The sequence below is a fragment of the Pseudomonas sp. RT6P73 genome (assembly GCF_054897715.1).
In genome coordinates this window covers 6,164,588-6,176,609 of sequence record NZ_JBUBUV010000002.1, presented here as the reverse complement: position 1 = coordinate 6,176,609, position 12,022 = coordinate 6,164,588, and the positions used below count along the sequence as shown (strand labels likewise).

The 12,022-nt window shown below is 57.4% G+C and carries 13 protein-coding genes; 2 read left to right on the top strand and 11 right to left on the bottom strand.

Annotated elements, in window-relative coordinates; translation table 11 throughout:
• Window positions 1–70: 70 nt before the first annotated feature.
• Window positions 71–1,075 carry an AraC family transcriptional regulator gene (locus ACYZT6_RS28385; protein WP_462029524.1) on the top strand — a complete coding sequence of 335 codons (1,005 nt, stop codon included), beginning with the start codon at window positions 71–73 and terminating at the stop codon, window positions 1,073–1,075.
• 66 nt (window positions 1,076–1,141) lie between these two features.
• Here ACYZT6_RS28385 and ACYZT6_RS28380 read toward each other — a convergent pair whose 3' ends face one another.
• The 4 genes from ACYZT6_RS28380 to ACYZT6_RS28365 all read right to left on the bottom strand — a co-directional run bounded on the left by ACYZT6_RS28380 (window position 1,142) and on the right by ACYZT6_RS28365 (window position 3,849).
• Entirely contained in the window at window positions 1,142–2,374 is a 1,233-nt protein-coding gene (locus tag ACYZT6_RS28380; protein ID WP_462029523.1) for a type II toxin-antitoxin system HipA family toxin, read from the bottom strand.
• Window positions 2,367–2,615: a helix-turn-helix domain-containing protein gene (locus ACYZT6_RS28375; protein WP_462029522.1), complete on the bottom strand. Its 249-nt coding sequence runs from the start codon at window positions 2,613–2,615 to the stop codon at window positions 2,367–2,369. The genes ACYZT6_RS28380 and ACYZT6_RS28375 overlap by 8 nt, the downstream gene beginning before the upstream one ends.
• A gap of 111 nt (window positions 2,616–2,726) precedes the next feature.
• Window positions 2,727–3,092, bottom strand: coding sequence for a response regulator (locus ACYZT6_RS28370; RefSeq protein ID WP_462029521.1), 366 nt, complete (start codon window positions 3,090–3,092; stop codon window positions 2,727–2,729).
• A 70-nt stretch (window positions 3,093–3,162) separates the two neighbouring features.
• A complete protein-coding gene (locus ACYZT6_RS28365; protein ID WP_462029520.1) occupies window positions 3,163–3,849 on the bottom strand; it encodes a Crp/Fnr family transcriptional regulator in 687 nt (228 codons plus the stop codon).
• An 84-nt stretch (window positions 3,850–3,933) separates the two neighbouring features.
• Here ACYZT6_RS28365 and ACYZT6_RS28360 point away from each other — a divergent pair, with 84 nt between their 5' ends.
• Window positions 3,934–4,452 carry an Mpo1 family 2-hydroxy fatty acid dioxygenase gene (locus ACYZT6_RS28360; protein ID WP_462029519.1) on the top strand — a complete coding sequence of 173 codons (519 nt, stop codon included), beginning with the start codon at window positions 3,934–3,936 and terminating at the stop codon, window positions 4,450–4,452.
• A gap of 92 nt (window positions 4,453–4,544) precedes the next feature.
• On the opposite strand, the gene ACYZT6_RS28355 is transcribed toward ACYZT6_RS28360, so the two are convergent.
• The 7 genes from ACYZT6_RS28355 to dibA form a co-directional block, all read right to left on the bottom strand.
• Entirely contained in the window at window positions 4,545–5,534 is a 990-nt protein-coding gene (locus ACYZT6_RS28355) for a sulfate/molybdate ABC transporter ATP-binding protein (protein WP_131060526.1), read from the bottom strand.
• Between the two features lie 3 nt (window positions 5,535–5,537).
• Window positions 5,538–6,407, bottom strand: a complete 870-nt coding sequence (gene cysW / locus ACYZT6_RS28350) for a sulfate ABC transporter permease subunit CysW (protein WP_462029518.1) — start codon at window positions 6,405–6,407, stop codon at window positions 5,538–5,540.
• Between the two features lie 12 nt (window positions 6,408–6,419).
• On the bottom strand, window positions 6,420–7,238 hold the full coding sequence (gene cysT, locus ACYZT6_RS28345) for a sulfate ABC transporter permease subunit CysT (protein WP_131060524.1): 819 nt from the start codon (window positions 7,236–7,238) through the stop codon (window positions 6,420–6,422).
• Between the two features lie 69 nt (window positions 7,239–7,307).
• On the bottom strand, window positions 7,308–8,321 hold the full coding sequence (locus ACYZT6_RS28340) for a sulfate ABC transporter substrate-binding protein (RefSeq protein ID WP_462029517.1): 1,014 nt from the start codon (window positions 8,319–8,321) through the stop codon (window positions 7,308–7,310).
• A gap of 70 nt (window positions 8,322–8,391) precedes the next feature.
• Complete coding sequence (gene oscA, locus ACYZT6_RS28335; RefSeq protein ID WP_007945260.1) at window positions 8,392–8,574, bottom strand: sulfur starvation response protein OscA; 183 nt, start codon at window positions 8,572–8,574, stop codon at window positions 8,392–8,394.
• Between the two features lie 258 nt (window positions 8,575–8,832).
• Entirely contained in the window at window positions 8,833–9,837 is a 1,005-nt protein-coding gene (gene rhuM / locus ACYZT6_RS28330) for a RhuM family protein (protein ID WP_462029516.1), read from the bottom strand.
• Window positions 9,838–10,003: 166 nt separating this feature from the next.
• Complete coding sequence (gene dibA / locus ACYZT6_RS28325; RefSeq protein ID WP_462029515.1) at window positions 10,004–11,929, bottom strand: phosphodiesterase DibA; 1,926 nt, start codon at window positions 11,927–11,929, stop codon at window positions 10,004–10,006.
• Between the last annotated feature and the right edge of the window lie 93 nt (window positions 11,930–12,022).

Genomic DNA, 12,022 nt, shown 5'->3' with positions numbered 1-12,022 from the left:
TCCTGCCTTGTGAACCCTCACAACGCGGTAGCCGTGAACGCCAACCTGTTGACCGGAAGCGCCAATCAGCATGACTGAACCGACCTCCCTCGCCAGCTGGACCCGCGCCCTGCGCAAGCAACTCGATGCGCTGGGCCTCGACAGCACCGCCCTGTGCCAACAGGCGGGGCTCGACCCGCAATTGATGGACGACCCGAACGCCCGTTACCCGTTGTCGGGCACCACGCGCCTGTGGGAAATCGCGGTGCAGGTCAGCGGCGACCCGGCGATCGGCCTGCGGGTGTCGCGCTTTGTCAGCCCGACCACGTTTCATGCGCTCGGCTATGCGCTGGTGGCCAGCGGCAGTCTGCGCGAAGTGTTCGAGCGCATCGTGCGTTATCACCAGGTGGTCAGCGATGCGCTGGAACTGGAGCTGACCCGCGCCGAGGATCGCTACCGTTTCCGCCTCAAAATCCCCGCAGGCAACCCCGCGCCGGCGCTGGAGGCTATCGACGCGTTCGCAGCGATTTATGTGCGCACCTGCCGCAATCGCCTGGGCCGCGACTATGCACCACTGGCGGTGTACCTGCGCCGCCCCGAACCTGCGGACCCGCATCAATGGCACAAAGTCTTTCGTTCGCCGGTGTATTTCGCCGCCGACGAAGACCGACTGGAATTTGCGCTCGTGGACTTCGACAGTCACCTGGACGATGCCAACCCGGAACTGGCCGAACACAACGAAGCGGTGCTCAAACGCACCCTTGCCCAACTCAAACCGCTGACCTGGGAGCGCAAGGTCCGCGATGCCATTGAGGAGCAGTTGCCCGAAGGCGAACCCAGCGCCGAACACATCGCCAAGGCCTTGCACCTGAGCTTGCGCAGCCTGCAACGGCACCTGGCGGACGAAGGCTGTCGATTCGACACGCTGCTCAATGAAAGCCGCGAAAACCTGGCGCTGCTGCACCTGCGTGATCCGCAATGCTCGTTGAGCGAAATCAGCTATTTGTTGGGATTCGCCGATACGAGCAGCTTCAGCCGCGCGTTCAAACGCTGGACCGGGATGACGCCAGGGCAGTTTCGGGATGGGTTGCGGTGACAGGATCCTGAAGGTGTGCCGAATGTTCCGGCCTCATCGCGAGCAGGCTCGCTCCCACAATTGATCTCAGCTTTTGACCAGACTTCGTGCAACACCTGATGTCCACTGTTCTATCATCGCGTTGCCAACCTCGGCAAAACCGTTGTTGGCCCGAATGTAGTGAGCCATCTCACCCATCGCCACATCCATCCCATGAGCAACCTGTTGCAGCAGCTCATTGCAGCGCCCTTCCGTCAGGTTGCAGGCCGAACGACCAAATCGCATCAACATTTTGTACTTGGGCCAAGCCTTTGATCCACCTAACAGCAATGCCATGCTGTCGGACTTGATATAGACCGATGTCGTGACGATGTCGTAGGCCGGAGCAAGGCTGATCTGTGCATCGTTGGCGCAATGTTCGTACAGCACGCCGAAGTTCTTGAGGTGAGCGTCGCCATTCTTCACACCGGACGAGAGCGCGACGATCTTGAAAAAAGATTCAAGCGCCTGGTTGAGCATTGGCGGGGAAACGAATTCTTTGATTTGCTTCGCAGCACCTTCATACGAGCCATCGTATTTAGCCTTCGACGGCCAGGCATTGAGGACACAAAAATCCTCAAACCCCAAATACCCTTGATCATTGAGATCGAAACGTTCGACGACCAGAAATTTGCCGTGTTCACTGAGTTCAAATGTCGGCACTTCAAGTCCGCAATGCAACGCGGCACGCATGCAGAAATATTCGTTGGCCGCGAGTTCGGGGTATTCCTCTGGACGAAAGGATTTGACCAGGTGGGTTGCGCCTCGATGGGTCAGCCGGTCGACCGTTGTCGCACTGTCCCGGACAAGTACTTTCGGCTGCACACCCGAAACACCCGAATACTGGCCATAAGTGTGCAACAGATCATCGAACAAACCTTGCGCGCCGTCATGCACCAGAAGATCCGCGAGGCTGGTTTCAGGGGGACGGTCACTCGCCTCTTGCGCGTTCGCAATGCCCACTCGTCCAAGCTGGTACGGGCCGACTATCGCCAGCATCGCGAAATCATCAAACCCGCGGACCGCTTTGCTGAAACGACGAACCAATTCATCGCGCAGAGCACCCTCTGGCAGGTTCATTTCGAAAATGGGCGGTACACCTTGCTCCCACGTGTAACTCTCAAGACGAGTCGGCATGGTCAGCGAGACTGCGTTTTCCTCATGCGCGTTTTCGGCGTAGGTAAAAACCGAATCGCCGCGAGGCTGACCACGACCGAGAGTGCCGACTGCCACTCCGGAAACACTAATGTGCAGCCTGTCCTTTTCCTGCTGCTCACTCATGGAAGTTAACCTTCTTCAGAGAATCCAGGGTTGGACGCTTCGACTGACGGGGTACGGCGGTCAGCTCGTATCCGAAGCCGTTCAGGATCGCCTCAACCTTGCGCAGACCGATTTCCGAGATGGTGTTGTTCTCGATACCTGAAATTGTGGAACGGCTCATACCGTACTGTTTTGCCAGTGCATCCTGAGAAAGCTTTCGCTCTTTGCGTAAAGATCGGATGAGTTCGCCAAGGTTTTCCATTGCTTTACCTGCATCGTATACCGTGCAATTTTCCACAAACTGTGGATGTGCATTGTATTTAGTGCAGATTTAAGAAGATGTCCAGCTCATTTTTTAACCAGCTTAGAGAAACTACCGCCCCCGATCCCGCCGCAACAACTTGCGCACCCGCTTCACCAGATCACTCATGTCAAACGGCTTGAGCAAGTAATCATCCTCATGCAGCTCCAACCCGCGCAGGCGATCTTCGATGCCGTCCTTGGTGGTTAGCAACAGCACTGGCGTGTCCCCAAGCTTGCGAATCTGCTGCAGCAACTGCCAGCCGTTGAGCCCCGGCAGCATCACGTCGAGGATGATCAGTTCGTAATGGCCGGACTCGATAAAGCGCCGGCCGTCCATTCCATTAAGCGCCACGTCGACCGTATAACTCGCCTCGTTCAGGCCGTTGGCCAGGCGTTTGGCGATCTCCGGTTCGTCTTCTACTAACAGCACACGCATGGCACACCTCGATTGTCGTCGTCACAGGCTAGGCGCGTTCGCGGACAAAGCCCATCATTAACGCTGTGTTTTAAAGAATCGCCAGTGCCCGCAACCGCTCGGCATCGACAATCTCGATCTCGCCGTACTTCAAATTCAGAATGCCCTGCCCTTGCAAGTCCTTGAGGATCTGGTTGGTGGTCTGGCGCGACAGCGACAACATCGACGCCAATTGTTCCTGGGGCAGTTGCAGCACCCGGCGCGGCGGATCGAATTCGCCGTAACCCTTGGCAATCATCAGCAAGCGATGAGCCAACCGTGCCGGGGCGGGCATCAGGCTCAGCTGTTCGAGGCTGATGAAGGTCAGGCGCAGCTTGTGGCTCATCAGCAGCGCCAGTTGCCGCCAGTACACCGGTTGTTCATCGAGCAACGCCAGCAGCGCAGCCTGCGGGATGTGCAGCAGGGTGCACTGGCCCACGCCAAAGGCATCGTGGGTGCGTGGCTGGCCGTCGAACAGACATATTTCGCCGAACCAATGGGGCGATTCCACGAGGCTCAACAACGCTTCCTTGCCCTGCTCGCTGACCGCGCCGATGCGCACCGAGCCTTCGAGCACCGCGTACAACCCGCACGGCGGATCACCGCGTTTAAACAGCAGTTGCCCCGTCGACAACCGCCGCACCCGGGCCGCAGCCAGCAGACTATTCTGTAAGGGAACAGGTAAATGACTGAACCACTGCCCCGACTCCAGGCGCGCACGCCAAACCTGCATGTCCATGAAAACTCCTGGAGATTGTCGCCTGCCTGACAGAGCGAAAAGTGAACCCGAGGCATGATCAATCACCCTACAGGAGGAATAACAATGAAAAGCCTCGTTGACCATCTCAGTCAATACGCCGCTTACCACCGTGACCCGCGCAATATTGCCAGCCACTTTATCGGGATTCCGCTGATTGTGGTGGCGGTGGCGGTTCTGCTGTCGCGGCCGCAATGGGCCGGAGGCTTGGTTTCGCCGGCGGTGCTGGTCGCGCTGGCATCGGCGTGGTTTTACCTGCGCCTGGAGGTGCGGCTTGGGGTGTTGATGACGGTGTTGCTGGGGCTGTGTGTTTGGGCGGGCCAGGTTCTTGCGCAGCAAAGTACGCTGGTGTGGCTGGCGAGCGGGATCGGGATGTTTGTGGTGGGCTGGGCGATTCAGTTTGTCGGTCATCATTACGAAGGGCGCAAACCGGCGTTCGTCGATGATGTGACGGGGTTGATTGTCGGGCCGTTGTTTGTGGTGGTTGAACTAGCGTTTTGGCTGGGGATGCGGCGGGATCTTAAAGAGCAGATCGAGGCGCGGGTTGGAGGAGTGCGGATCAATCCGAATCGCGCTGCGGCATAAGACGCCTTCGCGGGCAAGCCTCGCTCCTACAGGGGTCGATGTACGCCATAGATTCCCTGTAGGAGCGAAGCTTGCTCGCGAAGCTTTTGCTCTTAGATGTTGGCGAGTTTCTGCCAGACCTTGGGTTTGAAGAACAACGTCTCGCCCTTCGCCAAACCGATCAGGCTGTCGTGATCCTTCACCACTTCAGCTTCGATCAACTCGCTCTGGCCTTCGACCTTCAACGTCACTCGAGTCGTCGCGCCCAATGGACGGATATCCCGCACTTCCGCCGCGTGATGGTCTTCCAGCTCATGCCGCGACAGCGACACTTCGTGCGGGCGGAACAGCACGTGGTTGTCTTCACCCAAATGCAGACGGTTCGAATCACCAAGGAAGTGATAAACGAAATCGCTGGCCGGGTTTTCGTAGACATCGCCCGGTGAGCCGATCTGTTCGATCACGCCTTTGTTCATCACCACGATACGGTCGGCGACTTCCATGGCCTCTTCCTGGTCGTGGGTCACGAATACCGAGGTCAGGTTGATGTCTTCGTGCAGCCGCGCCAACCAGCGACGCAGCTCCTTGCGGACCTTGGCGTCGAGTGCACCGAACGGTTCGTCGAGCAGCAGAACTTTCGGTTCAACCGCCAGGGCACGGGCCAACGCGATGCGCTGCCGCTGACCACCGGAAAGTTGCTCCGGGTAGCGATCCGACAGCCAGTCCAGCTGCACCATATTCAGCAGTTCATGAACCTTCACCGCGATCTGGCTTTCGCTAGGGCGCTGGTTTTTTGGCTTCATGCGTAGACCGAACGCGACGTTGTCGAACACGGTCATGTGGCGGAACAGCGCGTAGTGCTGGAACACGAAACCGACGTTGCGATCACGCACGTCATGTCCGGAAACGTCTTCACCGTGGAACACGATGTTGCCCTTATCCGGGGTTTCCAGGCCGGCGATGATCCGCAGCAGCGTGGTTTTGCCGCAACCCGACGGGCCGAGCAGCGCCACGAGCTCGCCGCTTTGAATGTCCAGGCTGATGTTGTCCAGCGCCTTGAACGCATTGAAATTCTTGCTGACGTTACGCACTTCGATCGACATGAATTATTCCTCCGCGGCGCTGGTGCGCAGGCGGTTAATACGGTTTTCGCTCCACTGCTTAAGCAGCAGGATGAAGAGCGCCATGATCAGCAACAGGCTCGCTACCGCGAACGCGGCCACGTGGTTGTATTCGTTGTAGAGGATCTCGACGTGCAGCGGCAAGGTGTTGGTCACCCCGCGAATGTGCCCGGAAACCACCGACACCGCACCGAATTCACCCATCGCCCGCGCAGTACACAACACCACGCCGTAGATCAGGCCCCATTTGATATTGGGAACGGTGACGTGCCAGAACATCTGCCAGCCATTAGCCCCGAGCAAGCGCGCGGCCTCTTCTTCCTGGGTGCCTTGTTCCTGCATCAGCGGGATCAGCTCACGCGCCACGAACGGTACGGTGACGAAGATCGTCGCCAATACGATGCCCGGCAAGGCGAAGACGATCTGGATGTCGTGATCCTGCAGCCACGGCCCGAAAAGACCTTGGGCGCCGAACATCAGCACGTAGACCAGACCGGCAATAACCGGCGAGACCGAGAACGGCAAGTCGATCAGAGTCACCAAAATGCTTTTACCGCGGAACGAGTACTTGCTCACGCACCACGCGGCGCTGACGCCGAACACGAGGTTCAGCGGGACCGAAATCAACACGGCGATGACCGTGAGTTTCAGCGCCGACAGCGCGTCGGGTTCAAGGATCGCGGTGAAGAACGAACCCAGACCATTCTTCAAACCCTGGGACACCACGATCACTAGCGGCAGCAACAGGAAAAGGGCAAACACCAGCCAGCCAAGACCGATCAGGATCCGCCGTGAATTGGCACTGCCACGGCGGGCAGCGTTCGAGGAAGCAGCAGCAATAGATGATTGGGACATTTCTGCGCCTCCTTATGGGGTTTCAATACGGCGTTGCAGCAAGTTGATCAGCAGCAACAGGACGAAGGAAACCACCAGCATCAGTACACCAATGGACGTAGCGCCGGTGTAATCGTACTGGTCAAGCTTGACCATGATCAGCAGCGGCAGAATTTCTGTTTTCATCGGCATGTTGCCGGCGATGAAAATCACCGAACCGTACTCGCCGACCCCGCGGGCAAAGGCCAACGCGAAACCGGTCAACCACGCTGGCAGAAGCGCAGGCACCAGAATATGGCGGAAAACCTGCAAGGGTTTGGCACCCAGACAAGCCGCCGCCTCTTCCACTTCACGGGGGATATCGGCCAGTACTGGCTGTACGGTACGTACTACGAATGGAAGCGTCACAAAAGTGAGGGCAAGCGTGATGCCGAGGGGGGTATACGCGATCTTGAAACCCAGGTCCGCAGCAAATTGACCCACCCAACCATTCGGCGCGTACAGCGCAGTCAGCGCGATACCGGCCACGGCAGTGGGCAATGCGAACGGTAGGTCGATCATCGCGTCGATGATCTTGCGACCCGGGAAGGAGTAGCGCACCAGCACCCAGGCCAGCAGCGTGCCGATGATGCCGTTGATGATCGCGGCATAGAGCGCGGTGCCGAAGCTCAGCTTCAACGCCGCCAGCACCCGTGGTGCCGAGATAATCGCCCAGAACTGATCCCAGGTGAGTTGAGCGGCATGCACGAACATCGCCGCCAGTGGAATGAGCACAATCAGGCTGAGGTACACCAAGGTGTAGCCCAGCGTCAGCCCGAAGCCGGGTATGACGGGGGAGATACGACGCGACATAAAAGTCCTTGGTTGAGAACGCGCAAAGCCCCGAATGTAAATCCGGGGCTCGTTGATGGCTATTTAAAACTATTGCGCCTGGTAGATCTGGTCGAACACGCCTCCATCGTTGAAGAATTTCGGCTGCGCGGATTTCCAGCCGCCGAAGTCCTTGTCGATGGTCACCAGGTCCAGTGTCGGGAACTGTTTGGCGTACTTGGCGGCCACATCCTTGTCACGTGGACGATAGAAGTTTTTCGCCGCAATTTCCTGGCCGGCCGGGCTGTACAGGTGCTTGAGGTACGCTTCGGCGATCTGCTCGTTGCCCTTTTTCTCGGCGTTCTTGTCGACCACAGCCACCGGTGGTTCTGCGAGAATCGACAGCGAAGGCACGACGATTTCGAACTTGTCAGCGCCGCCATCTTCTTTCAGCGCCAGGAAGGCTTCGTTTTCCCAGGCCAGCAACACGTCGCCCTGACCGTTGTTGACGAAGGTGATGGTCGAACCGCGAGCACCTGTATCCAGCACCGGAACGTGTTTGAACAGGGTCTGCACGTATTCCTTGGCCTTGGCTTCGTCACCGCCGTTGGCTTTCAGGCCATAAGCCCAGGCCGCGAGGAAGTTCCAGCGCGCACCGCCGGAGGTTTTCGGGTTCGGCGTGATCACCGACACGTCATTCTTGACCAGATCGCCCCAGTCCTTGATGCCTTTAGGGTTGCCCTTGCGCACCAGGAACACGATGGTCGAGGTGTAAGGCGTGCTCGCCTCGGGAAGACGCTTCTGCCAGTCGGCCGGCAGGGTCTTGCCGAGTTTGGCGATTTCGTCGATGTCACCGGCCAGGGCCAGGGTCACCACGTCGGCGCGCAGACCGTCGATCACCGCCCGGCCTTGCTTGCCCGAACCACCGTGGGATTGCTGGATTTTCACGTTGTCGCCAGCGTGGTCTTTCTTCCAGAAGTTGACGAACTCGGCGTTGTAGTCCTGGTACAGCTCGCGAGTCGGGTCATACGACACGTTAAGCAGCTCGTAATCCTTGGCAACCGCGGAACCAGCAAAAAGGGCACTGGCCAGGGCGGCCAAAGCGAAATGACGAATCGACGACATGGTGAAAGCTCCTGGAATTCTTGGTGTGTTGGCTTTTTTTTATGGTGTGCTGGAATCGGGTTGCCGGTTTTTAGCTCGGTTTGTTGCTCGGGTTCTGCAAACGGAATTTCTCTTTACGTTCGATCTGCACCACCTGGGCGTTATGCACGGTGATTTCCACGGCGCCAAAACGCAGATCGCGCAATGCGCTCTGGATCTCACGCAAGATGGTGGCTTCGTCTTGACCGTCAACACTACGTAGGGATGCGCTCATGGTGCTGCTCCTTCAACTGAGAGGTTGCCTGGCAGTGGCGGCACTGCTTGCGGCGTGAGAGCAATAGTAGAGACGCGCAGATATTCTTAAAAAGACTATTTAAGAATGTTTATATAACCAAAGGTGATTATTTGACGAAGCGTGGTTTGGCAGGGAGGTTAATGGCTTGTACATCAAAAGATTGCCTGAGCGCGGTCCAAATCTGGTGCCGCATCTGCTCAGGACTTCAGGGGGGCTGGTAATGCGCCAATAACGGCGTTAAACGTTCCTTTCGGTAGAACGCAAACGCTTTTCCAGTCGTTCCAACTCTACAATTTCTTCGGCATCACAGGCTTCAGATTCGGCTCTTTTACGCTCCTGATCGAATTGCCCATAGCGCTCATGAACTATCTGCGTCATTTGGCTTCGGCTGATTTTGCCGGATGACTCCAACAATGGCTGCTCATTGAATGCCATGAAACTGTCCACATATTGGCGCCACGCATCGAGTGTCAGATGCTTTTTTTGTTTGACCCTCAATTCAGCAAACTCGAAAAACATGCTGACTAGCCGATTCAGGTGATCCAGCTCTTCACCATTCAAATAGTTTTTGGCAATGACTACATCAGCTTTGCGGACCCTCCCCCCTTTAAAACTCAACAAATTCATGTTTGGTTGACCCGCATCCGAGCGACTGACAATCAGCTCGGCTGCGGTATGCCCCGTCACGGCAAAAAACAGTTTGTTCTGGACTTCGGCAAACAGCAGACCTGTTTCCTCGGCATTGGCCCGATAGTCTTCAGCCAATACAAAGAGCTCTCGAACCTTCTGGTAAAACCGCTTCTCCGAGGACCGGATGTCGCGGATGCGCTCCAGAAGCTCATCGAAGTAATCCCACCGAGGATCCTTCAATCGCACGTCATCCATCACAAACCCCTTGAGCATGAACTCACCCAGGGTTCGTGTTGCCCACTGCCGGAATTGTGTCCCTCGCGTCGAACGCACTCGATAACCCACTGCGATTATCATGGGGAGAGCGTAAAGCTGGGTCAGGTACTCCTTGCCGTCGGCGGCAGTTGTAAACTTCTGGTTTACAACTGCCACTTCAGCCAGCTCCCCGTCGGCGAGAACACCTTTAATATGCTTGCCGATATTTTGCTTCGAGCTCTGGTAAAGCTCAGCCATTTCAAGCTGTGTAAGCCATACCTGACCACCCAATTCGCGCAATACGAATTGCGAAAGACCGTCGTCAGTCAGGTACAGAATCAGGTCGTTATCAGTCATTTTCGGCAGCAAGCCTCAACAATCGTTTTATTTTCACCGTTGGCCAGCTTTGAAGCTGAGCTCAACATCACCATCCATTTGTGAGGCGCATTATGTTGCAAATCCGGGAGGCATAGCCGCCCCGACACATCACTGAACATTTCAGTTACCAATACATAAACGAAGGTCACTGTCGCTCAATCACCGGAGCGTGTACCCAATCCAGCAGCACGGCCGGAACTGGTCGACCAAACCAGTAGCCCTGCCCCAGATCGCAGTCCTGTTCGAGCAGGAAACGCGCCTGGTCGACCTGCTCGATCCCTTCGGCATGCACTTGCATCCCCATGCTTTGCGCCAGCGCGATAATCACTCGCACGATCGCCGCGTCATCCTCGTCCCACGGCAAGCCTGCGACAAAACCCTGATCGATCTTGAGCTTCTGCACCGGCAGACGCTTGAGCCGCAGCAACGACGAATAGCCTGTGCCGAAATCATCGATGGCCAGCCGCACACCCAACTCGCGCAGACGATGCATCTGCTCCAGCGCCACCTCAGGGTCTTCCATCACCGCGCTTTCAGTGACTTCCAGCTCCAGATACGCCGGATCCAGGCCGGTTTCGTGCAGCACCTGAGCCACCTGTTGATACAGCTCGCGACGGGCGAACAACCGCGATGAAACATTCACCGCGACGAATGACAACGCCACGCCGACGGCTTGCCACTGGCACATCTGCTGGCAGGCCTGGCGCATGACCCAGGCATCGATCTCGGCAATCAGCCCGGTGCGCTCGGCGATGGGGATGAACTCTGCCGGCGATACCAAACCGCGCTGCGGATGCTCCCAACGCACCAGCGCCTCAACGCCGATCAGTCGGCTGGTCTTGAGGTCATGCACAGGTTGGTAATGAACCCGCAATTCCTGCTTTTCCAGAGCGCGGCGCAGCTCGAATCCGATCTCTACCCGTTGCTGGGCATGCGCAGTCAATTCTTCGGTGTACAGGGCGTAGCCGTCGCGGCCGGCGCTCTTGGCCTTGAACAGTGCCGAATCGGCGTTGCGCAACAACTGCTCGGCGCTCAAGGCATCGCTGGGAAACAGGCTGATGCCGATACTGGCGTTAATAAAAAGCCGATGCCCCTCGATATGCAGGGGCTCGCGCAGGCCATCGATGATCCGCTGGGCCAGCGCCCCGGCGTGCACCAGTTGCGGACAGCTTTCAGCGAGCACCGCAAATTCGTCACCGCCCAGACGGGCCAACGTGATACCTGGGCCAAACATGGCTTTCAACCGTCCGGCCACGGCTTTGAGCAGTTGATCACCGATCGTGTGCCCGAGGCTGTCGTTGATCATCTTGAAGTGATCCAAATCGACCAGCAGCAACGCGCAGCCGCGTTTGTGGAGTTGCGCCGACGCCAGGGCCTGTTCGGCGCGGTCGGTGAATAGCAGACGGTTTGGCAGCGTGGTCAGCGGATCGTGGTGGGCCAGGTGCTTGAGTTCATTCTCCGAGTTCTTGATCGCGCTGATGTCGGAAAACACTGCAACGTATTGGCTGACCTGCCTCTGATCATCGTGAATGATCCGGATGGTCTGCCACTGCGGGTAGATCTCGCCACTTTTGCGCCGGTTCCAGATTTCCCCGCTCCACTCGCCGGTACTGTCCAGCGTGGCGAACATCGACTGATAGAACGCCGGGGGATGATGACCGGACTTGAACAGGCTCGGCCGCTGCCCGAGCACTTCCTCGCGCTGGTAGCCGGTAATTTCCATGAACGCACGGTTTACATGGACGATCAGCCCTTTATTGTCAGTGACCAGCACGCCTTCACGGGTGCAATCGAACACCGCGGCCGCCTGACGCAAGCGCTCCCGATCTTCACTGCGCTCGCGCAGCTTGGCGCCAATCCCCAGACACCGGAACAATCGTGCTCGGGCGATGAAGATCAACCCGGCACTAAACGTGACCCAGACGTAACCGTTGATCAGTTGCCATCGCAGTAACTCAGAGGAGTTATCGAAGAACCTGTTCAATAAGTAGCCGCTAAACTGCAGCCAGACTGCAGAAAGCAACAGGTAAAGCAGCGCTGCACGCAAGGCATCGCGATAGGTGGCAGACATTCGGCCGTCCATGTCCCTACAAAATGGTTGGGATTATAGGTTAAAGAAACATCCGGGCACTCTTATCTGAAAGGGCGACTGGTTTTATCTGTG

Bases quoted from the DNA above. Each gene is read 5' to 3' on its own strand.
- ACYZT6_RS28360 (WP_462029519.1), top strand. From the start codon at position 3,934: ATGAAAAGCCTCGTTGACCATCTCAGTCAATACGCCGCTTACCACCGT.
- ACYZT6_RS28385 (WP_462029524.1), top strand. From the start codon at position 71: ATGACTGAACCGACCTCCCTCGCCAGCTGGACCCGCGCCCTGCGCAAG.
- cysT (WP_131060524.1), bottom strand. From the start codon at position 7,238: ATGTCGCGTCGTATCTCCCCCGTCATACCCGGCTTCGGGCTGACGCTG.
- ACYZT6_RS28365 (WP_462029520.1), bottom strand. From the start codon at position 3,849: ATGGACATGCAGGTTTGGCGTGCGCGCCTGGAGTCGGGGCAGTGGTTC.
- cysW (WP_462029518.1), bottom strand. From the start codon at position 6,407: ATGTCCCAATCATCTATTGCTGCTGCTTCCTCGAACGCTGCCCGCCGT.
- ACYZT6_RS28375 (WP_462029522.1), bottom strand. From the start codon at position 2,615: ATGGAAAACCTTGGCGAACTCATCCGATCTTTACGCAAAGAGCGAAAG.
- rhuM (WP_462029516.1), bottom strand. From the start codon at position 9,837: ATGACTGATAACGACCTGATTCTGTACCTGACTGACGACGGTCTTTCG.
- ACYZT6_RS28355 (WP_131060526.1), bottom strand. From the start codon at position 5,534: ATGTCGATCGAAGTGCGTAACGTCAGCAAGAATTTCAATGCGTTCAAG.
- ACYZT6_RS28380 (WP_462029523.1), bottom strand. From the start codon at position 2,374: ATGAGTGAGCAGCAGGAAAAGGACAGGCTGCACATTAGTGTTTCCGGA.
- dibA (WP_462029515.1), bottom strand. From the start codon at position 11,929: ATGTCTGCCACCTATCGCGATGCCTTGCGTGCAGCGCTGCTTTACCTG.
- ACYZT6_RS28340 (WP_462029517.1), bottom strand. From the start codon at position 8,321: ATGTCGTCGATTCGTCATTTCGCTTTGGCCGCCCTGGCCAGTGCCCTT.
- oscA (WP_007945260.1), bottom strand. From the start codon at position 8,574: ATGAGCGCATCCCTACGTAGTGTTGACGGTCAAGACGAAGCCACCATC.
- ACYZT6_RS28370 (WP_462029521.1), bottom strand. From the start codon at position 3,092: ATGCGTGTGCTGTTAGTAGAAGACGAACCGGAGATCGCCAAACGCCTG.